Raw genomic sequence first — 20812 nt, forward strand, 5'->3', positions numbered from 1 at the left:
GGTGACAACAGTGTTATGGTTTGAAATCCATCGTTCTAGCGAAAAAACATTAACTGAACAAGTTTATGAAAAAATTAGCCAAAAAATCTTAGATAACAGTTTAAAAGAAAACGAGAAGATTCCTTCTTCTAGAGAGCTAGCAAGTTCCTTAGGCATTTCTCGAAATGTAATTTTAGAGGCTTATCACCAACTAGAAGCGGAAGGATATATACAAATTCGCCCACGATCGGGTACCTTTGTCTCAACCGGAACTTCCATTTCACAAATAAAAAGTGAAGCGCATTCCGATCCGAATTATCATATAACTTTTCCAAAGGGCGACAAAACAATTGATTTTAAAGCTGGGAATCCCGCAATGGATCAATTCCCTCGTCCTATTTGGGGGAAAATTGCCAAAGAAGTTTGTCTCGATTCACCGAACAGTCTATTTGGTTACCTTCCGAAAAAAGGAATATGTGACTTACAACATGCATTGGCAACTTATTTAAAAAAGATGAGGGGTGTAACTTGCCATCCAAGACAAATTGTCATTACATCTGGGGCGACTCAAGCACTCTCATTCATTACAAAATTACTAAAAGATCACGGTGATTTTGTAGCAGTAGAAGATCCAGTTACAGATGAAATGAGGAATATTTTCACAACAGGCGGTGCATGCGTTATGCCAATTCCAACAGACGAATTTGGTATCATACCGAGTAAGCTTCCTGTAAAAGAACAGCCACATTTCTTATTTGTGATCCCGTCTCATCAATTCCCTTTAGGTGGTACTTTGCCAATTCAAAGAAGAATTGAGCTAATTACGTATGCACGTAAACATAACTGCTATATTGTAGAAGATGATTATGATAGCGAATTTACTTATGAAGGGGTACCAGTGAGGTCTATGCAGGGGCTTGCTCCCGAAAAAGTAATTTATGTTGGAACTTTCAGCAAAATATTATCTCCAGCTCTTCGGATTGGCTATGCTGTTTTGCCAGAAGAATTAGTAGAACCTTTTCAACACATAAAGTGGTACTCGGACCGACATAATTCCTCCTTAGAGCAACTAGTTTTAGCAAGATTTATAACAGAAGGACATTTGCAAAAACATATTAGAAAAATGAAACGTATTTACCAGAAAAGGCGTGAAACGCTAGTGCAGGAACTTAATAAACATTTCCCCCACGTTACCATCATTGGACAAAAAGCTGGAATGCATTTAGTAGTAGACTTCAAGCATGTCGAATTTACGAGCAAGCTCATGCAAAAAGTATATGATAATGGAGTTACCGTTTACCCAGTTGAACAATATGCACTTGAAAAAGGGAGACATAGATCCAAAATTGTGATGGGGTATGGGAGCTTGAGTGAAGAGGAAATTAAGAAAGGTGTTGCTTGGTTGAAGGAGGTTTTAAACTAATAGAATTACAATTTATTACTAAAAAAGGATGGGATAAAATTTCACTGAAGTTCATATTGTCTAAAGAAGAATTCGAAAATGAACTTGATAAGGCCTCTCAAGTTCATTTCCAGCAAATATAAGTTCAATAATGAACTTGATAAAGCCTCTCAAGTTCATTTCTAGCAAATAAAAGTTTAATAATGAACTTGATAAGGTCTCTCAAGCTCATTTCCAGCAAATAAAAGTTTAATAATGAACTTGATAAGGTCTCACAAGTTTATTTTCACTAAAGGAAAATTCAATAATGAACTTGATATATAAGATGTTGTGGCAAAACCATTGAACATAAATTGAAAAGTCTCCTAGAACAGTCGTATACTCTTTATAGCCTCTCCTATGTCCCAGCGTCTTTTATCAAAATAATTAATTCTCTACGTCTGTTACCTGTAAATCCGTTACCGTTCCTTGATGAAAATAAAGTTTCCATTTCCCGTCTATCAACTTCCATATCGAGCTTCTCAACGTATTTCGATTTTTCGTTTTATTATGAACAAGATAAGTTGTTAGTACAACACCTGGTGCTAATGGACAAAATTCAAAATCATGTAAAGACATCTCATCTAATGATAATCCATTGGTAAGACAATCTTTTTTATAGATTTTCTTGCCTGAACTACCTATCTCAAAGAAATCATCAGAAAGTATTTTATCTAATTCTTCTGTTGAACTACGAACCTCAATATTTAAATGGCTTTCTTCTAATCTTTTTATTTGTTCTTTACTGTACATACTCATTAATTTCACTCCTAAAATATACTTTCATCTTGTTACCTCTTAATAATTCAAATCACTTCTTTTAGAGTAAATAATTTCATAGAAACAAGTTGATTAAACTTGATAAAAAATTAAAGAGATAAATCCAATCATAATTGCTCCCCATCCTGTATTATTCGCTGTATTTTCATCACCATTGTGTATTTTATTAGCTAAAGACACACAATTAACAAAAAATATAATCGCTACAATTGGTGTTAAGGCATAAATAAAAACTCATTTTTCCACGTCCAAACTATTTAGAGTTTTTTAGTATAAAATTAATTATTCGTTGTTCCGCACGATCTGGTCTAACCCAAATATCAGGCTGAATACCTATTCCTTCTTTATTTATTAAATCCGGGCTATAGTTAAAGAATGTCGGAACTAACATTTCTACTTTTGTATTAGGAAGTTGCCACGATAAAGAATCTCCACTAATCATCGTACCCATTGTGTTCATGCCAATTACGGTTGTATTATTTGCTTGTTTTAATGCAGCAACAAGATGTTCGGAAGCTGAAGCTGTATTATTATCGACCAAAATAAAGATATGTGTGTGATTGTCATCGATTTTTCCAAATACTTTTTCTTCGATTTCCCAGTGTGGCTCGGATAATTCTCCAATATCTTGCAATCTGAAAATGTTAGAAAAATCCTCTTCAAATAATTGGTGAGAAACTCCACTATTCTTATACTTATCAAGTGTATCTTGCAAAAAAATCATACTAGTCTTCGAAAATAGATGAAGATGCTGTGCGTGAATCCCAATCGACTTTCCAAAAAAATCCTCCATCCAATATTTCATCACATACATGCTTCCGCCAGTATTTCCACGTAAATCTAAAACAAAATAGGGCTTACCTTTAAGTTTTGTAGCTGTATCGATAATGTCGTTATAATCATAAGAATCATTTTCATAAACCATCATACTTCTTATTTGCAACCAAGGAACTCCTTCTTTTTCCGTAAGTGCAAAGCGTGCACCTGATAAGTGATGGGACAACACTTTTGACTCTTGCCTCAAATTAACAGACACTTCTTTCATTCCTTGATTATCTATTAAATTTAATTTCCAATCTCTTTCTGCATTACTTAAAGGGCTAGAGAAAATGGCAGGATTAAAAACGATTTCTCCACTATCGTTAAGGGTTGGATATAAGTATTTTTCTAATTGTTGATCGTCATTAATAGCTACTAAACTAACACTTTCATCAGATGTTAAAATAAATTCCATCTCTTCATTTTGATAAAAGCTATATTGATCTGTGAGATACAGTGCATGATGAAAATCTCCCATTTTAGCTTCATTAATGGTGAAGTGGCCATCTAAGATGAAATCGTAATGGCTTCTCAATAGTGCAGTAAATTGGTATTGATCTAACTTTGTATTATCATTAAGATTTCGGATATGTTGAATCAGATCTGTCTTTGCCTTATGAAAGGATTCGTCCCCACCCATATATTCAAAAAGTGGATACATATACTTGACTGTTATATGGAATGTTTCCACATCCTCTATCATTTGTTCTTTTGTAAAAGTGTTGGACGGAGGTCGGCCATTACTTACTCTTAATGACTGAAGAATTTCATCTGATAACTCCTCTTCTTTACTATTTGAATAGTCATATAAAATGTGTGAAATGTCCTGAAAATCATGTTCTATGTAGTGGCGATTGTTTTCTTTCAACTTTGGTAAAACTTCGATAGCCTCCGAATCGATAGTTACACTATTTACGCAGCCAATAAGCATTATAAATGACAATAATACTATTCCTATGTTCTTCAATTTTCCGCGTCCTTCGTTGAATATTCTATTTGCCAGCAATCTCTATATTCACCTTCATGATATTCTTGCTTTGGGAGGAGTTTAATTTTTTGAAAGCCACATTTCTCATAACATTTAATTGCTCGCTCATTCCATGTTTGAGGGTCCATAACGACTTTAGATGCTTTTTTGTTGGTTGATAAATAATCTACCATCGATGAAACGAGTAATGTGCCTATACCTTTATTCCAGTAATCCACTTCACCGATAAATTGATCCATACCATAGATGATTTCCTCGTCATCCTCATAGCCGTAAAGCATACGATACTTCGGGTCTACTTCGTAAAATTGAATGTAACCAATCGGGCTATCATTATATCCGACGAGACAGCCATTCACACCATCTGTTTCATCGTAAAAGCTCTCATTTACCATATCTAAGTCATGAGGATTATCTCTTCCTTCGTAGTACTCTAGTACTCTCGGGTCTGATAACCATTTCACTAAAAGTTCTTTGTCCCTATCTTCTAACAATCGAACTGTAAGTTTTCCGCTCGTATATAACATTCTTTATCCCTCCGTAAGTTCACACAAAAATATCTACTCTTATATTTCTGTATAAAAAAGCCAATTTCCTTCTAATTTCGAAATACATTCAAATGTAAAGATTTCATTAAATCCATAACCACCTTTCCATTAGATCGTTATGGAATGTTACAATGATGTTAAAAGTGCCAGGCACTTTTAACATTATTGTAATAAAAGGAGCTTGAAGCTGATGTTAAGACGTTGGATAGAGATATTTCTTATTTCGACGCGGTTAGGTTTTACTTCGTTTGGTGGACCTGTTGCGCATTTAGGGTATTTTCATACAGAGTATGTTCGACGGAAGAAATGGATGGATGAGAAGAGTTATGCAGATTTAGTTGCTCTATGTCAGTTTTTACCTGGACCAGCAAGTAGTCAGGTTGGAATTGGTATCGGAGTTATGCGTGGAGGAATCATCGGAGGAATCATAGCTTTTATTGGCTTTACCTTTCCTTCTGTTGTTGCACTAATTTTATTTGCATTATTTTTACAAGCAATGAATGTTACAGACCTTGGTTGGATTCAAGGCTTAAAGATAGTTGCTGTAGCTATTGTCGCACATGCCATTTTAGGGATGGCGAAAAATTTAACCCCAGATGTAAAGCGAAAAACAATTGCCTTACTTGCACTAATTGGGACGCTTTTATGGCAAACTACCTTATCACAAGTAGCTGTAATTCTTATTGCGGCTTTTGTTGGATACCTTCTTTTTAAAGAAAATCAACAAGAAGCAAAGGAAAATAGCTCCTTTCCTATATCAAAACGTTTTGCTCTTATTTGTTTAACTATATTTTTTGGTTTACTCGTACTTTTACCTATATTAAGAGAAGTTACATCTTCAGGGTGGATAGCTATGTTTGATAGCTTTTATCGTGCGGGATCTTTAGTATTCGGTGGAGGACACGTGGTTTTACCACTATTAGAGCGTGAATTTGTTCCTACTGGTTGGATTAGTGAAGAAGCCTTTCTTGCGGGATACGGTGCGGCTCAAGCTGTACCTGGTCCATTGTTTACATTTGCTGCCTATCTTGGTGCAGTAATGAACGGTTGGCAAGGCGGAATACTTGCTACAGTCGCGATTTTCTTACCAGCATTTTTACTTATCTTTGGTACACTTCCATTTTGGGCCATTATTAGAAACAACCCTAAAATTACAGGTGCAATTATGGGAGTTAACGCTGCCGTTGTTGGAATCTTAATTTCAGCGTTCTATTATCCGATTTGGACAAGTACTATTGTGTCTACTATAGACTTTGTTATCGCAGCTTTCTTATTTAGCATGCTAACGTTTTGGAAACTTCCACCTTGGATTGTTGTGTTAACTGGTGCGATTACTGGTTATATTTTAACGCTACTATAAAAAAAGTTTGAGTAGAAATCGGAATTTTAGTCCGACCTACTCAAACTTTTTTACTGTTTATATAGTTTTGCCTTCACAATTAACCTAAATTCATCTGAATAAAGTGGCTCACAAGTTATTAAAGTAAGCTCTGCTTCATCTGTTGGGTCAAGGACAGATAGGTCATCAGGGAGAACGACTAAAATGTCATACACTTCGAATTTGTATTCTCCACTAAGTGTTTCTAAATACACGATGTCACCTATCTCCACTTCTCCCATACGGTGGAAAAACTGCCCGTACGTATGACTTCGATGTCCAGCTATTGCTATATTACTATTTTCTTCAGGTAAAGATGTAGAAGTCATCCATCCAACTGCATTTTTCAATACATCATTTGTTACACCTGGTGCTATCATAACATCAACATTAATGGATGGTATCTTTAACTGTCCAACTAGACCACTTTCCATAATTTTTTCTCGAAAAGGATTAGTTGGGGGTGTTAAAGAAGACCTCTCTTCTTTTGTTAAAAATTTTTCTTCAGAATTATCTGAAGCATACGCACGATTTAATGAGTTCCACTCTGAACGTAACGTGGATTGTGATTCGTTAACGGACCAGTTGTGATAAAGTGGTAGACATAAAAATAATATGCCAATAGCTATTAAACTTACACTAAGAATTCTCCATTTATTCATGATGATAACCCTATACTTGAATGTTTGTAACTGGTTTAAAACGGAAGAACAACACAGAACCTGCCGCTATCAATAATGTTCCTACTGCAAGGTAAATCCAACTTGATAACCACGAACCTGTTTTCGGAAGGGCAACAACAGATAAATTCTCTTGATTTACATTTTGTAAACTCCCAGTACTGCCAGTATTCGTATTAACTGGTGAAATAGGTAGTTCCTCCATTGTTTCTTCCTCTTCAACTGCTTCTATTGATTCTACTGACTCTTCTACTTCTTCTGTTCCTTCCGTCACTTCACTATTTTCGCTAATTGCCACAAACTCTAAAATTGTATCAACAGAAAATTCGATATCCTGTTCATCCGTAATTAACCTTAAGATAAAATCGTTATTGTTTAAGTTAGCAACACCATTTATAAAAAACGCTTCCAAATCTAAAACGATTTCTTCATCGTAAGTTTCTAGAACAACGGAAAGGATATTGTTTTGATGGAATACAGGCTTTCCATTCATCTGCCTAACTTTATCCCAAACCATAAATTCTGGTAGTACTATTTGAACTTCTAACGTATTAAATCGCTCTTTTACTAATCCTGATAAATGCACCTTCATATTGGCCTTCCACTGTTCCTTGTCTTTTTGGACGATTGACCCTTTTAATTGCCCTTTAACGTACACTGGGTCTTTCACAATATTCTCACGAGGTAGTATTGTTATAAGAATATCATTTAACTCTAGTACATCGCTTTCCTCTCCAATATTTCCAGTTACCTTTGCATTGATCGTTTTCTGCAGGATACCTGGAGTCGCATTGACAAGGATTGATTTAGTAAATGTTAACTTTTCTAAAGCTTCCATTGTTCCTAAAGAAAAGATTACATTGTTCTGATTGTTCGTAACTATACTTTCGTCTAAAAGGGTAATAGAATTGTCTAATTTCAATTCTACTAAAACATCGGTAAGTGGTTCTTCACGTTTGTTTTCTATATTAATAGTAAGGTGAAGCATATATTCATTTTCTTTTTCAGCGGTTGGTTCTGCTACCACATCCACCGAACCACTAATATGTCCTTCCCCTACTAAATCATTTTCTTCAACTTTTACTTCTTCCTCTACCAACTCTACCTCTTCTGATACATCATTAACAATTTCTTCTTCAACATCCATGGTCTTTTCTTCTTTTTTCCCGTCAGCATGCTCTTCCGATTCATTTGTTACCAACACTACAACTTCTTCACCTTCTACTTGCTCAAACCCTTTTTCTTCTTGCTCTGATGCTAATACTAACGTTGGACTTACGATTAACAAAATAGATAGAAATAAAGTGCCAAAAATCTTCAAAATATTTCCTCCCTTTAGTAGATTCCTAGATTTACTACCCATAACAAAAGAAGGAAAAACATAAAATTTCAACAAAAGGTGCCAGGCACTCGTCGACTTTTGTCGAAAAGCACCTAGCATCTGTTATTCTTCGTATAACATTTTTCTTGTCATTCCACCATCTACTACTAGGTTGGTTCCTGTAACAAAGTTGTTTTCTGGTGAAGTTAAATAAAGGCATGCACGTGCAATGTCAGCAGGTTTGCCAACTCTGCCAGAAAAGTGTTGTTTATGGTCTTTTTCTCTTAGGTCATCGTACTCCCCAGTTTCAATCCATCCCGGTGAAATGGCATTTACCGTAATGCCATATTCACCTAACGTTGCGGCAAGCGCATGCGTAATTGCTACCATTCCACCTTTAGAAGCAGCATATGCTTCTGAATTAGGTTCAGACATCATCGCACGTGTAGAAGCAATATTAACAATCGATCCACCAGTTCCACCTTTACGCATCACTCTCGCTGCTTCTTTTGAACAAAGAAAAACACTTCTAAGATTTGTGCTTAAGACATCGTCCCATTCATTAAGCGACATTTCAAAAAACGGTTTGAATATAGATTTCCCAGCGTTGTTAATGAGAATATCTACTTTAGAAAACTTGTCATGAACATGTGAAAATAATTGTTGGACACTTTCTTCTTTACTAACATCTGTTAGAACAAATTCTACATTTCCACCGTTTTGCAATATATTTTCTTTAACACTTTTACCTGCTTCAATATCTATGTCTGCAAGTACAACATTAGCTCCATTTTCGGCATACATAGTTGCTATTTCTTTCCCGATACCGTTAGCCCCACCAGTCACAATAACAACCTTGTCTGTAAACTTCATTTTCTACACCTCTTTCTAAGAAATGTCTTTCTCTAGGTAAATTAGAGTGTATATCTCTTCAAACCCTATCTTTTTATATAACCGAATAGCTTGTTCACTTTTTGCATTCACACATAGCTGAATTTTGTTAATAGAATCAAAGGATAAAAGCCAACTCACACCGTGCAGTAATAGTGCTTTCCCTATTCCTTTACCTCTATACGCAGGGCTAACTGCAAAAAACTCAATGGATGCATCTCCAAACTCTGGATTTGCCTCCACATAAATATACCCTGCAAATTCACCTTCTTTTTTACAAACAAATAGTTTATTAAGTTCATTGACGTTATCAATCATTCGCTTGCCAGATAGGTAACTGTTAGGAAAAATTTCGTTATGTAAATCAACAACAGCCATTCTTTCTTGGTCAGCCATTTCCTTCATTCCACCAATGTATTGTTCCGCTAATTGTTCTTTTGTAATCGTTAAAATAGAGTGAAGTCCTTTTTCTTCAGCAGATTGTTTAACAGCAAAACCTATACAATTTCTATTGGATTCATTAACAAAGAAACTAAGAGTTTTTACTTCCCTAGGTACAATCTTTAGAATAGAGTCCCACATCAAATCACTAATCTTTCCTGATTTTGAATGCACTACAAATGGACCCCATGCTTCGGCTTGTTCATTTTCTAAGTCAACATCAAATCCTAATACACCTACTAATTGGTTATCTTCATACGCCATTACAAAGCTTTTATGAAAAGGAATATCGCTGAAGTCATTCAAAAGAGCATTTTCAATCTCCTCTACCTTTGTACCGATATAACCGATGTGATGCTCGTTCTGTTTATTTAAGGTTCCTATGAAGCTCGCAATCTTGCATGCTTCTTTAATTGTAGGGAATGTAATAGAAATCATGTCTACTTCCTCCTAAATATGTGGTAAAACAATCATAACATTCTTTTGAAACAAAAATAAAACGCATAGGCTCATTCTCTGAACCTGTGCGTCACCCTAATTTATATAAATAGTAAGTTGTTTAAAAAGGAGCGGGTACCAATAAAAAATAATACATATATAAAATTAATAAAAAGATTACAAGTAAAATAAAAAACGCAACTTTCAACTAGTATTTCTCCCTTGTATTTCAACAGTATTACAGGTGCCTGGCACCCGTAATATTGTTTAAACATCCCTGTAATTTTTGTTAATATTATTTGCCTATTTCGTATAGGTAGACGTGGTTTTCGTCATGGATGATTTCGATGTTTTTTGGGACACGGAGATAGATAATTTCATCACTAATGTATGAATAGTCATGGTTCATTCCGTATGGATTTTTATCTGTAAATAAATAGAACGGAAATCCATGTTGCACAACACCAATCCTTAATTCTTGTTCATACATTCGAGTAATCTCTATTTTCCCCTCGTCTACCGTTACATTTACTGGGTCAAATTTGTCGGAAAAGTCCACTCCGTTATCAATTACACGTCGCTTAATTACTAACATTTCTACTTTATTTCCATCTTCCTCCAGACGCTCTACTACTACTTCTAACGGGTTGTATTCGTGAAAATGTTTTAGAATTAACTTATTTTCAGGAAGACTAAACTCACTTCGCTTTTGGATTAGTTTTTCATCAACTGATGAAATCCTGCCAGCATAAATCTCCTCGGATATCTTAAATTGTTCAGATGACTCAAACTCTCTTTCTGCTAAATCTACCTTCACCTCTTCAGAATGTATAAAAGGTGAAACAACAAGTGCAACTATTAAGATTCCAACATAACCATACAATATAGTGAACCTTTTTCTTGAAGAAGAATATTTATTCTTTGCTTTATCTCTTCCTCTAACTAAGAACATAGTAAAAATAACAACCAAAACTAACAATATTAATGGCCATACTACCAATATAGCTGTCATTGTCTAACCTCCATTCTTTTAGAAAGATAGACTGTTGCTGAAAACAACAAAAATACCGTAACTAATTGTTTAAGAAGAAAAAGAGAAAATATCTTTTCTTGAAAATAAAACTCAAAGATTGTTGGAATAAAAGACAGTTGCATCATGAACATCCCAATAAAAACAACTGGTAGCACAAACTTTAAGGTTGGTAACAACTGTGTTAACACACCTACAAAATATCCAATAGAACTTACAAACAGCATAATCAAAATTGTCACGACAATGCCAGTCAAATACATCTTTAGAGTTATATCTAGGTCATGGTAAAAGATTGATGGCTTATTCGAGTGATAAATGGAAACAACCACATTCAACAAATGCCCTGATAAAATACTAGTAATAGCAGCAAAGATTGTAATGGAAACGAGAAACAATATATTAGATAAGCTATAAGTCAATCGATTTGTAACGAAAGTAAAATCGTCTTCTCGATACACTTTCGTTGCCATAGTGAAAGAGATAATGAATGCCCACACGAGTGTAAAGCCAATCACTACATCTACAGAATAGTGAGCTCTCATTATTCCAACTCCACCAGAATAAGAACCAGATGAACTTGTACCTATAAGTGAAAATAACACAGCCATTAATTGAACTAATACTAAAGGAGTATATACATTCACTGACTTTAATTTATATAGGTACTGCTTTTTCACAATCTCAGAAACAGACGGTTTACTTAAATACATCATCTATTCCCCCTACCGTTTTATCTGTCATATAGACGCTTAAGTCACTTGCTGAAACCTTCGAAACATCCAATCCTTTAAGCCTTGCCATATCCAGCATTTCACTCGAAAAATCATTTTTCACAACCGTATATACTTTACCAAACTCTAATTCTTTCGTATGAATTCTGTCTTTACCAGCAAGCCAATCATCTAAAACCGGTGCTGGCCCCGTAAATGCCACTGCATATTCCTTAAACTCTTCAATGGGCATATGCAATACTACTTTCCCTTCGTTAATTAACAAAACATCTTCAATAATGTCTTCAATCTCTTCCATATGGTGACTTGATAATAGAATTGTTCTTGGATTTGCCAAGTAATCTTTCAGTAAAGCACGGTAAAAATCTTTCCGAACCGCTGCATCCATTCCAGTTGTTGGCTCATCGAATATCGTTAAAGCACATCTAGATGCCAACCCTAAAATCATATTAAACGTACTACTCTTTCCTTTTGATAAGCTTTGGTGGCTTTGCTTCGGATGGAAGCTAAAATAATCAAACAAACGCTGAGCCAACTCATGATCCCACCTCTCATAAAAGGTGCCAGTCACTTGTAATATTTCGGAAACATTCAGTGTCGCTGGAAGGCTCATTTTGTCGTCTACAAAAATGCTATTTGCTGAAACCAGTAAGTTATTGAATGGTCTTTCACCAAACACTTTTATATCTCCAGTAGTCTCATACATATATCCAGCTATCAACTTTAATAATGTTGATTTCCCTGCACCGTTTCTTCCAATTAGTCCTGTAATTTTATTTTGTTCAATCTGAAAAGTCGTATTTTTTAATGCGTAGTGAGTTCCCCCGTAGTATCTTTTAGAAACATCTTTACACTCTACTACATTCATCTTCCTTCCTCCCCGCTCTTCATTTCTTTAATCATCTTGATCAATTCATCTTTTGTTACATTTAAACGTTCTGCTTCTATTACAACCTCGGCAACTAACCTTTTTAACGTATATGCTTTTCGCTTCGCCAAAATAATGTCCTGCGCTCCATTTGTTACAAACATTCCTAACCCTCTTTTCTTATAGAGAATTTGTTCATCTGCTAAGATGTTTAGTCCTTTTGCAGCTGTTGCAGGATTAATGTTAAAGACTTCTGCTAACTGATATTGGGAATAAACTTTTTCATCGTTTTTAAAATTCCCGTTTAAAATCTCTGTCTCCAACCACTCGGCTATTTGGACATAAATTGGTTTATCGTCATTTAGTTTCAAAATCACACCACCTATCCGACATAGTGCATTACTCTTGTAATGTACTATACTACACTTTCCAAAATAAAACAACTGTAATCGTTCGACAAAAAAATAAACACAGCCTCTTTAAAAGAAAGACTGTGTTCACTATGTTTAAACGAACTTCCAAATGTATAATCCTAATCCAGCTGCTAGAAATACAACTAAAGCGATATAAATGTAAGTTAGTCTTGATAAATTACCTTTTGTCGCGTTATCGTAGTTTTGATCACTGTTAGAAGCAAGTGAAATAGTGACAAATAAGCCACCAGCTAATATTATGATTGCAACCGCTATTAATAAATACGTCATCTTATCTCCTTTCTAACCCTATTATTCCATGTCATTTGTTATCATTGTTAACTGATCTGCTGACAAAGCAACTTCTTCAAACGCCTTTCCTAATTCCAATAACACATTTTTGAAAGCAACTAATTCGCTCTGAACTTTATTATTCTGCTCTTTCGTTTCACCCATCGTTCGGTTAATGTCTTTAAAATGATTTTCCGTTTCATCCATTAATTCATTTCCACTTTCAACTGCTTTTATAATTTTATCGAGAGAAGCAGTTAATCGTGTTACTTGCGTATTTGTATTATTAATCAATTCAGAAACATTCGAAACAGACTTCTTCGTTTCTTCCGAAAGCTTACGAACTTCTTGAGCTACGATTGAAAATCCTCTTCCATGTTCACCAGCTCTTGCTGCTTCAATCGCAGCATTTAAAGACAACAAGTTTGTTTGATCTGCAATACTTGTTACGATATCTACAATATCCTGCATCTGCTGAGTTATATTTAATAAATTTTCTACGTCACTTGAGATATCATGGACGGACGTTTGAATGTTATCCATATTTCCGTTTTGTTTTTCTATTTGTGCTTGTCCCTTTTGGGAACGGTCTTCGGCTAACAACGATAGTTCCGTACCTTTATTAGCAAACGAAACAATCTCCTCTGATTGAACATTTAATTGATAGAAAGACGCATTTGTTTCTTCAGCAATCGCTGCTAAATTTTCCGCAGCCAAAGCAACACTCGTTCTAATCTCAGTCTTTTGTTTGGCAACTACTTCTTTTAATCGTTCTGTTTCAAGATCATAAGCTTCTAATACTAATTGTTGCTCTAGATTTAATATTTTCGTAACGGCTCTAAAAGCCCTCAAGATCTCTTCTTTTGTTTCTAAATTCTCTTCTATTAAATCAGTCAAAGCTAACAATAAATCTTGGAATGCACACATGTACCATTTCGTTTGCAACCCTATTTTCACATGCATATGGGCAATTTTTGTTCTTTTATAGAAAAATTCCTCATCTATTACACCATTAAACATTTCCGTAATATGACGTTTTAACGTTCCTCTTAATCTCTCAACGGAACTATGATCATTTATAATACTTTTCAGAGATTGTTCGTTTTCTAAGTTTTCATAAAACCTAATAACAATAGAATCTATTTTTTCTAAAACAAACGGCTCCAGACTTTTCATAATTTGCAAATCCGTTTTTGTTAACCCAATCATAGAAATTTGCTTACTAATGGAGCTGTTATCTTTTATATTCAACACAACATTTTCATTTTCGAATTGTAGTTTTTTTATTTGTTTTTCCTTCTGTTTAAAAAACATGTTACATACCCCCGTATGTTTATGAGACCAATTTACTATCTATCATACACGTTTCGATGTACGAAAAATAGTGAAAAAACATTTACACTATAAGAATAGTAAATACTTATTTTTTTCGCGCCACTAAAATTTCTCTTACAAGACAAACACCTAACACTAATAATTTTAATAAAGTATGTTGATGAGTCAATTTGATGAGAGGTGTGTGCAATTGTTTTATCATGTAAAAGATCTTCAATATAACGCAAAGCCCGAAAGACCCGATCCAATATTTGCAAAAAAGTTACAAGAAATTTTAGGTGGACAATTTGGTGAAATATCTGTTGCGATGCAATATATGTTTCAAGGCTGGAACTTAAGAGGTAACGGGAAATACAAAGATTTATTAATGGACACTGGTGCTGAAGAGTTAGCCCATATTGAAATGCTTTCTACGATGATTGCTAGATTATTAGATGGGGCACCTGTTGGAGATTTGGAAAAAGCCGCTGAAAATCCAGTAATCGGTGCCATTCTTGGTGGGATGAATCCTCAACATGCCATAGTATCAGGTTTAGGAGCAATGCCAGTAAATAGTGTTGGTGTTCCTTGGAACGCTGGTTACATTATTGCTAGCGGCAACTTACTTGCTGATTTCCGAGCAAACTTAACAGCTGAATCTCAAGGTCGCCTTCAAGCAGTTAGACTATATGAGCAAACGACAGATCGCGGTGTGAGAGACATGCTTTCATGGTTAATTGCTCGTGATCGCATGCATCAAAATCAATGGATTGCTGCCATTAAAGAATTGGAAGCAAAAGAAAATGTTGTTGTACCAAGTACATTCCCAAAAGAGTTGGAAAAACAAGAAGTTTCATATACACTATTCAATTTATCAAGTGGTAATGAGAGTGCAACTGGTAGATGGGCACACGGAACAAGTATGGATGGGCTAGGAACATTCAATTACGTAGAGAACCCAGTTCCACTAGCCAAAAGGCCTACCTTACAACCAGCTCCACCTTACATGCACAATACACTACCACAAGTGTTACGTGAAGTACCACCTAACATGTATTAAAAGAAGGAAAAGCTGCCCAAATAAATGGAGCAGCTTTTCCTTCTTTAAAATAGTGTTATCATGAAGTCAATACTCGACTTAAGTACGATAAAACAACCATAATGATAATCCCAACCATCATCATAGCCCCACCTTTTAACCTTTCTAACCTTATTAAAAAAGTAATAAGCCCAAACCCAATAAAACCAAATGAAACAGCATACAAGAATAGACTCAAGGTGAATAAAATAACTTTCCAACCGCTCCCCTTATACGAAAAATCATACATACCAAAAACAAAGTCTTCTAGTAACTTCTCATATTCCTTATTTCCTAATTTTTCCGTATTGTATCTTATCTGATACGATCCACCTTTTAATGCATTAAAAGATGCTACATAATAGTGCTCATTTTCTATTGATACTACTTCATAATTTACTTTCACATCGTTATAAAATCCTCGGTACGGTGCACTCAACTCTGATTCTGTATAAGTGCGGTCACTATACATGACACTAAAAATAACATCTTGAAGTTCTGAAAAACCGAATATAATATCTTCTTGCTCACGTACCTCTACTTGTAGATTATCACCTATATCTCTTACATAGTAAAAAGTAGTATCTACCCCGCCCTGGTCATTTGGTGTTTTTTGAACATATTTAATAATATAATCATCATATTCTGATATAAAAACACTATATCCATAAATATCCTTTAACGATTCACTAGCATTAAAACTCCGTACACTTTCTTCTTTTGTCGAAAACAAACTTGGGACTAAAACAATAAATAATAGAAATGCTACTGCTACTGCCACATAATAGTTGAAGGGCGGACGTCGTTTCGGAGCTTGTTGTAATGAACGGAGTATTCTTTGTTTCTCAGTTGGAGAAACTTTTACATCATGTAAAATAGATCGATTCCACCTACTCTTTAGTCCTTTGAACTTTTCATCCATGCATCCCACTTCCCTTCAACATCTCTTTTAATTTCTGCCTTGCCCGATGTAACCTCGTTTTAACCGTATTCACTTTTACACCTAGTAACGTACTAATCTCTTCAATATGTAATTCTTCATAATAAAAAAGGATAATAACCTCACGAAACTGGATTGGTAACTTCATTACTTGTTCATATAAGAGGATATCTTCCTCATTCTCAATTAGAACATGCTCTGGCGTAGTCTGATTTATGTTTATGGAACTTACCTTTTCTTTAAAAATAAGGTTACGAAAACTCCACCTCTTTAATGTATCTTTACATTTGTTAATCGTTATCTTAACTAACCAAGTTTTGTAGCTGCTTTCCATTCGAAAGTTATTTATATTTTTATAGCAAGAAACAAAAACATCTTGAAGAATGTCTTCTGCTAATGCATGATCTTTGATATACATGTAAGCTAATCTCTTTAAATCAGTGCCATATTCATCGATTAGTGATTCCATTAGCTCATGATTTTCTAACTTGTTGTTCTCCATCCGCTTCCCCCTTTCTTTCATAAAATAGACGACGCTACACAAGTTCAAGTTCCCATTTTCTCAAATAAAAGGTTTTTTGTTGTGTTTATAGAATTATTAACGTACAGAGGTGAACAAGAGTATGAAATTATTAATGACTTCCAGCGGTTTTTATACAGATGAAATTAAAGAGGCGTTTTTCGAACTAATAGAAGACTCACCTCTTAACTTAAATGCAGTTATAATCACTACCGCTTCCGCTCAAAAAGAAAATAATCGCTTTGCCAAAAAGGCACATCAAGAATTCAAAGAAATGGGATTTCAGAAAGTACAATTTTTAGACGTGGAAACGGACGATGCCTCTTCTCTTCTAGACTACCATGTACTATACATTAATGGTGGGAATCCATTCCATTTACTAATGAATTTGAAAAAAAGTGGTGCCAGTAACATCTTGAAAAATTTAGCAAAGGAAAACGTAGTAATAGTAGGGGTTAGTGCTGGAGCAATGGTATTAGGCAGCAACATTCAAGTTGCACAATTTTTTACACCAGAAATGAACACAACTAAGTTAAAGAAGTTAGATGCATTAAAGCTAACAGACAAATTAGTCTTCCCTCACTATGACAGAGAAGATTTATTCCGAAACAAAAAGAGTTTAACGATTGAACAGCGATTATTGCAATTCGAACAAAAAATGGGTCAGCAAGTTATTCGGTTAAAAGATGATGAATTTGTTTTGATAAAGGATTAGTCAATCGAGGTTATACTTGCTCCGTTATTTTTAAGAAAATAGTCTATAACTTTGCAGTTAATAGGTTTTGGAATATATTTTTTTACACTTGTAAAGAAATTTATTTGCTTTTCTTAAGGGGTAAATTTTTTGCTTCTGATAAACACAAAACTACATCAGTTTGGCTTACTTTCTGTAGGCTAAGTTTATTTATTTCACCAATCCTTTTATAAAAAATAACCCTATCTCTAAGGTTATTTTTTATATTAAAAGCTTAACATTGCCCCACGTTCATCAAAAACAGAGGAAGGGTTCCAAGCGACTTCCCATAAATTATTTTCCGGGTCCGCGAAATAGGCCGTTCTTCCGCCCCAAAACGCATCACTTGGTTCACGAAGAATCTTTCCACCAGCTTGTCTAACTGCTTCTATCGTTGTATCCACATCTTCTACTGAATCTACATTTATAGCAAATGTGACACCACGAAACGATTCTATATCTTTACTAATCTCCACTCCAGCATCTTTTGCTAATTCTTCAATTGGAAAAATGGAGAGAATAACACCAGCTGTTTTAAATACTGCATAATTGTCTGAGCTTATTTCTCCTTCTTCCCAGCCAAATTTTTGATAAAATGCGCGTAAAGCTGGTAAGTATACTGCCCCGATTGTTAATAAACTAACTCTTTGTGGGATCATACTTTACATCTCCTTTTATTTATCTATATAGTTGTTGCAAATGAATTTTCAATGAATTTGATAGTTACCCCTTCAATGTTAGACATTTTCAATGCAATTTCAAACCTTCTATTTAACGTTTCTTTCATTTCTGAATAAACTTTATCCTCAAGAGAGTTTTGCCATGCAAATTGCATGTAAAAAATATCTTTCTCTCCCAAGCTTAGAGGATTGAAAGCTAATCCAATCCCAGTAATTTGTGCATTAGCTGGTGCAGCTATGTTTAAGAAAAGTACTTCTAGTAGCTTCAATTCCCTCTCCGTAAAGTCATTTTCATTCACTTGTACCTTAACGTCCACTGTTGCTATATTCAAATCTATTCCACCTTTATTCACTACTCAGTAATGAATGAAAACTCTCTAATTTTCCCACACACCTTAAATCCTAAGTCTTGATAGATTTTGTTAGAAGTAGGATTCTGAACATCGGCATATAACATTGGTGTTAGTCCATCTCGTTCAATTCCCCGACACACTTCATGAACTAAAGCACTTGCATAACCTTTTTTACGCTGTTGAGGTGGTGTATACACACTGTTTATTCTGGCATGTCGTGGTGACCGATGTGAAACATTTGTCATGGAAACAGGGATTCCGTCTACAACCCATATATAAAGATTTCCAGTATCTATGATTTTTTTTGCCTTACCAAGTAGCGTTATAGGATCAACTTCCAATCCATGACCATCTAAATAAAATCCAGAAAGAAATTGTGCAATATATTCCACATCATTATCCGAAGGAAGCTTCATTTCTCCTTGTACCGTTTTAGGAGGTAAAACTTCCGTTCGTTCATATGCTTCCATTTCCATCGTTAATGAGTATGATTTATTATTCCTTCTTGCATACTCATCTGCAAAATAATTGGCTAGATTTGGTTCCGCCGTGATACCAGGAATTTTTACGTGAGCTAAAAAGGATAAGAGTTTGTTAACTAACTCATTTTTTTCTTCTTCTTTGGTTTTTTTATCCATCCATAGCCAAGGATTATTTCCTGGTGTTTGTGCGTAAATTAAGTTGCCATCTCTAGACATATATCTTATGGCATTGTCACCTTCTAATATTCGGTGAATGATATTGTACTGGACTTCATTATGTATGAAAGAGGTTTTTTCTAAGTCATTAGTATCGAATATTTGAAACATACTATGAACTCCTTTATTGATTAACTATCCCTTACATTTCTACATTTGAATTCCATTTCCTTTAAATTATTTGAAATTCCACATTACACATTGACTTCTAATGCCATAAAACATACGATATAAGTATCAATAAAATTTGATTAATACTTTGAAGAAGGTGATTTTATGAAACAAGAAATCTTTATACAGGACATCTCGAAAGATAAAATCTTCGCTTCGTATGAAAGTAAGTTTAAAGCTCTTGCTGATAAAAAACGTCTACAAATTATGAACATTTTAACGGAAAAAGGTGCAATGTGTGTTTGTGATTTAGCGCCTATGATAGGTATGGCGCAGTCGAAGTTATCTTATCATTTAAAGATTTTGCTAGATGCAGGGATTATTACGAAGGAAACACGTGGAACGTGGAGTTATTACGATCTAAATCAAAAAGAAATTAATAATCTGTTGTCGGAAGAGTTGTGTTGTTTGTTTCGAAAGTGATGAATTGCGGCAAGGAATTATAGAGATTGTGTCCATTCACATTTCTTGGCGCGCACAGAGAAAACAATAAAAAGAGTAGTCAAAGGCCAAATTCAGCTGTGACTACTCTTTTTAAATATTATATGAGTACTTACTAGCAACAACCATCCGCACCAATTAACACTAAGCCTGTGCCATTTTCCGATTCTTCTAGATCTAAAACTAGTCCTTCCACTTTCACAATGTGTTCTTCCATCGCAACTACAACTCCGTTGATTGTTTCAACGTGATCGTTTTCTTCTGGTGCATCAAGTGAAAGAGCAAACTGTGGTCCACAGCACCCATCTACTTCAAACAAGCGAATTCCTTCCGCTCCATTTTCTTTCAATACAGTTTGAATCATTTCTTTCGCATTATCTGTTATCTGTAACATGTAAAATCCATTCCCCTCTTATTTCCCGTAAACTCTCCCTAAAGCTTCTTTCATTTCAGGTTTTACGTTAATTTTTGGACGAGCTTTTTTAGCAATTTTCTCTGCCTCTTCCATTGTAGTAGCTTCGCCTAAGGATAGCAATGTGCCGATTGCGACTGTACCTGTACGATTGCTGCCTCCTTGACAATGGAAGTAAATATTCTTTCCTTCGTTGTATGCTTTTACAACGTGATCAACAGAAGTCTTAATGGATTCATCTTGATCTGCTGCATCATCTACAATCGGGCTATGCAAGCGAGTGTACGTAACCTCTTCATTTGGCGCTTCCGCACGTAAATCGTACACAACGTCTACTTTTTCGTTATTCAACATATCTTGTACGTCATCTGCTCCACCTATAAAAATGCGACCTTTAATAAGTTCATGATAGTTTTTGTTATCCATTGATGT

25 protein-coding genes and 1 pseudogene are annotated in these 20812 nt (G+C 34.9%); 5 read left to right on the forward strand and 21 right to left on the reverse strand.

Annotated elements, in window-relative coordinates; genetic code table 11:
* Nucleotides 1-10 precede the first annotated feature (10 nt).
* The gene (pdxR, locus tag CDZ92_RS11215; protein ID WP_096155325.1) at nucleotides 11-1402 is read left to right on the forward strand and encodes a MocR-like pyridoxine biosynthesis transcription factor PdxR; all 1392 of its coding nucleotides are present in this window, start codon (nucleotides 11-13) and stop codon (nucleotides 1400-1402) included.
* Between the two features lie 405 nt (nucleotides 1403-1807).
* Here the strand turns inward: pdxR and CDZ92_RS11220 are convergent, their stop codons facing one another.
* From CDZ92_RS11220 to CDZ92_RS11230, 3 genes are all read right to left on the reverse strand, one after another.
* On the reverse strand, nucleotides 1808-2179 hold the full coding sequence (locus CDZ92_RS11220) for a nuclear transport factor 2 family protein (protein ID WP_096155326.1): 372 nt from the start codon (nucleotides 2177-2179) through the stop codon (nucleotides 1808-1810).
* 274 nt (nucleotides 2180-2453) lie between these two features.
* A complete protein-coding gene (locus CDZ92_RS11225) occupies nucleotides 2454-3986 on the reverse strand; it encodes a S41 family peptidase (RefSeq protein ID WP_096155327.1) in 1533 nt (510 codons plus the stop codon).
* On the reverse strand, nucleotides 3983-4534 hold the full coding sequence (locus tag CDZ92_RS11230) for a GNAT family N-acetyltransferase (protein WP_096155328.1): 552 nt from the start codon (nucleotides 4532-4534) through the stop codon (nucleotides 3983-3985). The genes CDZ92_RS11225 and CDZ92_RS11230 overlap by 4 nt, the downstream gene beginning before the upstream one ends.
* 211 nt (nucleotides 4535-4745) lie before the next feature.
* On the opposite strand from CDZ92_RS11230, the gene chrA reads away from it, so the two are divergent.
* Entirely contained in the window at nucleotides 4746-5915 is a 1170-nt protein-coding gene (gene chrA, locus CDZ92_RS11235) for a chromate efflux transporter (RefSeq protein WP_096155329.1), read from the forward strand.
* A gap of 50 nt (nucleotides 5916-5965) precedes the next feature.
* On the opposite strand, the gene CDZ92_RS11240 is transcribed toward chrA, so the two are convergent.
* From CDZ92_RS11240 to CDZ92_RS20610, 11 genes and pseudogenes are all read right to left on the reverse strand, one after another.
* Nucleotides 5966-6595, reverse strand: coding sequence for a sortase (locus tag CDZ92_RS11240; RefSeq protein WP_096155330.1), 630 nt, complete (start codon nucleotides 6593-6595; stop codon nucleotides 5966-5968).
* A gap of 10 nt (nucleotides 6596-6605) precedes the next feature.
* Nucleotides 6606-7934 carry a hypothetical protein gene (locus CDZ92_RS11245; protein WP_096155331.1) on the reverse strand — a complete coding sequence of 443 codons (1329 nt, stop codon included), beginning with the start codon at nucleotides 7932-7934 and terminating at the stop codon, nucleotides 6606-6608.
* A 123-nt stretch (nucleotides 7935-8057) separates the two neighbouring features.
* The gene (locus CDZ92_RS11250) at nucleotides 8058-8807 is read right to left on the reverse strand and encodes an SDR family NAD(P)-dependent oxidoreductase (protein ID WP_096155332.1); all 750 of its coding nucleotides are present in this window, start codon (nucleotides 8805-8807) and stop codon (nucleotides 8058-8060) included.
* Between the two features lie 15 nt (nucleotides 8808-8822).
* Nucleotides 8823-9704, reverse strand: a complete 882-nt coding sequence (locus tag CDZ92_RS11255) for a GNAT family N-acetyltransferase (protein WP_096155333.1) — start codon at nucleotides 9702-9704, stop codon at nucleotides 8823-8825.
* A gap of 295 nt (nucleotides 9705-9999) precedes the next feature.
* Nucleotides 10000-10716, reverse strand: coding sequence for a hypothetical protein (locus tag CDZ92_RS11260; RefSeq protein WP_096155334.1), 717 nt, complete (start codon nucleotides 10714-10716; stop codon nucleotides 10000-10002).
* On the reverse strand, nucleotides 10713-11450 hold the full coding sequence (locus CDZ92_RS11265) for a hypothetical protein (protein WP_141395215.1): 738 nt from the start codon (nucleotides 11448-11450) through the stop codon (nucleotides 10713-10715). The genes CDZ92_RS11260 and CDZ92_RS11265 overlap by 4 nt, the downstream gene beginning before the upstream one ends.
* Nucleotides 11434-12336 (reverse strand): ATP-binding cassette domain-containing protein, encoded by a 903-nt coding sequence (locus CDZ92_RS11270; protein WP_096155336.1) that lies wholly within the window; start codon nucleotides 12334-12336, stop codon nucleotides 11434-11436. Before CDZ92_RS11270 ends, CDZ92_RS11265 begins: the two co-directional genes overlap by 17 nt.
* Nucleotides 12333-12713, reverse strand: a complete 381-nt coding sequence (locus CDZ92_RS11275; protein ID WP_096155337.1) for a GntR family transcriptional regulator — start codon at nucleotides 12711-12713, stop codon at nucleotides 12333-12335. Before CDZ92_RS11275 ends, CDZ92_RS11270 begins: the two co-directional genes overlap by 4 nt.
* Nucleotides 12714-12842: 129 nt before the next feature.
* On the reverse strand, nucleotides 12843-13040 hold the full coding sequence (locus CDZ92_RS11280) for a hypothetical protein (protein WP_096155338.1): 198 nt from the start codon (nucleotides 13038-13040) through the stop codon (nucleotides 12843-12845).
* 21 nt (nucleotides 13041-13061) lie between these two features.
* Complete coding sequence (locus CDZ92_RS20605; RefSeq protein WP_406564930.1) at nucleotides 13062-13757, reverse strand: methyl-accepting chemotaxis protein; 696 nt, start codon at nucleotides 13755-13757, stop codon at nucleotides 13062-13064.
* A gap of 69 nt (nucleotides 13758-13826) precedes the next feature.
* Nucleotides 13827-14354 (reverse strand): annotated as a pseudogene (locus CDZ92_RS20610) (protoglobin domain-containing protein); the annotation flags it as partial.
* A gap of 211 nt (nucleotides 14355-14565) precedes the next feature.
* Here CDZ92_RS20610 and CDZ92_RS11290 point away from each other — a divergent pair.
* Nucleotides 14566-15414 carry a manganese catalase family protein gene (locus tag CDZ92_RS11290; RefSeq protein ID WP_096155340.1) on the forward strand — a complete coding sequence of 283 codons (849 nt, stop codon included), beginning with the start codon at nucleotides 14566-14568 and terminating at the stop codon, nucleotides 15412-15414.
* 58 nt (nucleotides 15415-15472) lie between these two features.
* On the opposite strand, the gene CDZ92_RS11295 is transcribed toward CDZ92_RS11290, so the two are convergent.
* Together CDZ92_RS11295 and CDZ92_RS11300 are read right to left on the reverse strand one after the other, a co-directional pair.
* Nucleotides 15473-16354 carry a hypothetical protein gene (locus tag CDZ92_RS11295; RefSeq protein WP_096155341.1) on the reverse strand — a complete coding sequence of 294 codons (882 nt, stop codon included), beginning with the start codon at nucleotides 16352-16354 and terminating at the stop codon, nucleotides 15473-15475.
* On the reverse strand, nucleotides 16347-16874 hold the full coding sequence (locus tag CDZ92_RS11300; protein WP_096155342.1) for a sigma-70 family RNA polymerase sigma factor: 528 nt from the start codon (nucleotides 16872-16874) through the stop codon (nucleotides 16347-16349). The genes CDZ92_RS11295 and CDZ92_RS11300 overlap by 8 nt, the downstream gene beginning before the upstream one ends.
* 121 nt (nucleotides 16875-16995) lie before the next feature.
* Here CDZ92_RS11300 and CDZ92_RS11305 point away from each other — a divergent pair, with 121 nt between their 5' ends.
* Nucleotides 16996-17607: a Type 1 glutamine amidotransferase-like domain-containing protein gene (locus tag CDZ92_RS11305; protein WP_096155343.1), complete on the forward strand. Its 612-nt coding sequence runs from the start codon at nucleotides 16996-16998 to the stop codon at nucleotides 17605-17607.
* A gap of 245 nt (nucleotides 17608-17852) precedes the next feature.
* Here CDZ92_RS11305 and CDZ92_RS11310 read toward each other — a convergent pair whose 3' ends face one another.
* Genes CDZ92_RS11310 through CDZ92_RS11320 form a run of 3 tightly spaced genes read right to left on the reverse strand, consistent with a single transcriptional unit; the run spans nucleotide 17853 to nucleotide 19467 of the window.
* A complete protein-coding gene (locus CDZ92_RS11310) occupies nucleotides 17853-18284 on the reverse strand; it encodes a VOC family protein (protein ID WP_096155344.1) in 432 nt (143 codons plus the stop codon).
* A 23-nt stretch (nucleotides 18285-18307) separates the two neighbouring features.
* A complete protein-coding gene (locus CDZ92_RS11315; RefSeq protein WP_096155345.1) occupies nucleotides 18308-18637 on the reverse strand; it encodes a hypothetical protein in 330 nt (109 codons plus the stop codon).
* Between the two features lie 20 nt (nucleotides 18638-18657).
* Nucleotides 18658-19467 (reverse strand): GNAT family N-acetyltransferase, encoded by an 810-nt coding sequence (locus CDZ92_RS11320; RefSeq protein WP_096155346.1) that lies wholly within the window; start codon nucleotides 19465-19467, stop codon nucleotides 18658-18660.
* A 165-nt stretch (nucleotides 19468-19632) separates the two neighbouring features.
* Between CDZ92_RS11320 and CDZ92_RS11325 the strand changes: the two genes are divergently transcribed.
* Nucleotides 19633-19950, forward strand: a complete 318-nt coding sequence (locus CDZ92_RS11325) for an ArsR/SmtB family transcription factor (protein WP_096155347.1) — start codon at nucleotides 19633-19635, stop codon at nucleotides 19948-19950.
* Between the two features lie 133 nt (nucleotides 19951-20083).
* Here the strand turns inward: CDZ92_RS11325 and CDZ92_RS11330 are convergent, their stop codons facing one another.
* Both CDZ92_RS11330 and CDZ92_RS11335 read right to left on the reverse strand, forming a co-directional pair.
* Complete coding sequence (locus CDZ92_RS11330; RefSeq protein ID WP_096155348.1) at nucleotides 20084-20362, reverse strand: adhesin; 279 nt, start codon at nucleotides 20360-20362, stop codon at nucleotides 20084-20086.
* An 18-nt stretch (nucleotides 20363-20380) separates the two neighbouring features.
* Entirely contained in the window at nucleotides 20381-20806 is a 426-nt protein-coding gene (locus tag CDZ92_RS11335) for a protein-tyrosine phosphatase family protein (protein WP_096155349.1), read from the reverse strand.
* Nucleotides 20807-20812 lie beyond the last annotated feature (6 nt).

It is taken from the genome of Bacillus sp. FJAT-45066 (assembly GCF_002335755.1).
Classification (GTDB): Bacteria; Bacillota; Bacilli; order Bacillales; family Bacillaceae_I; genus Bacillus_CD; species Bacillus_CD alkalisoli.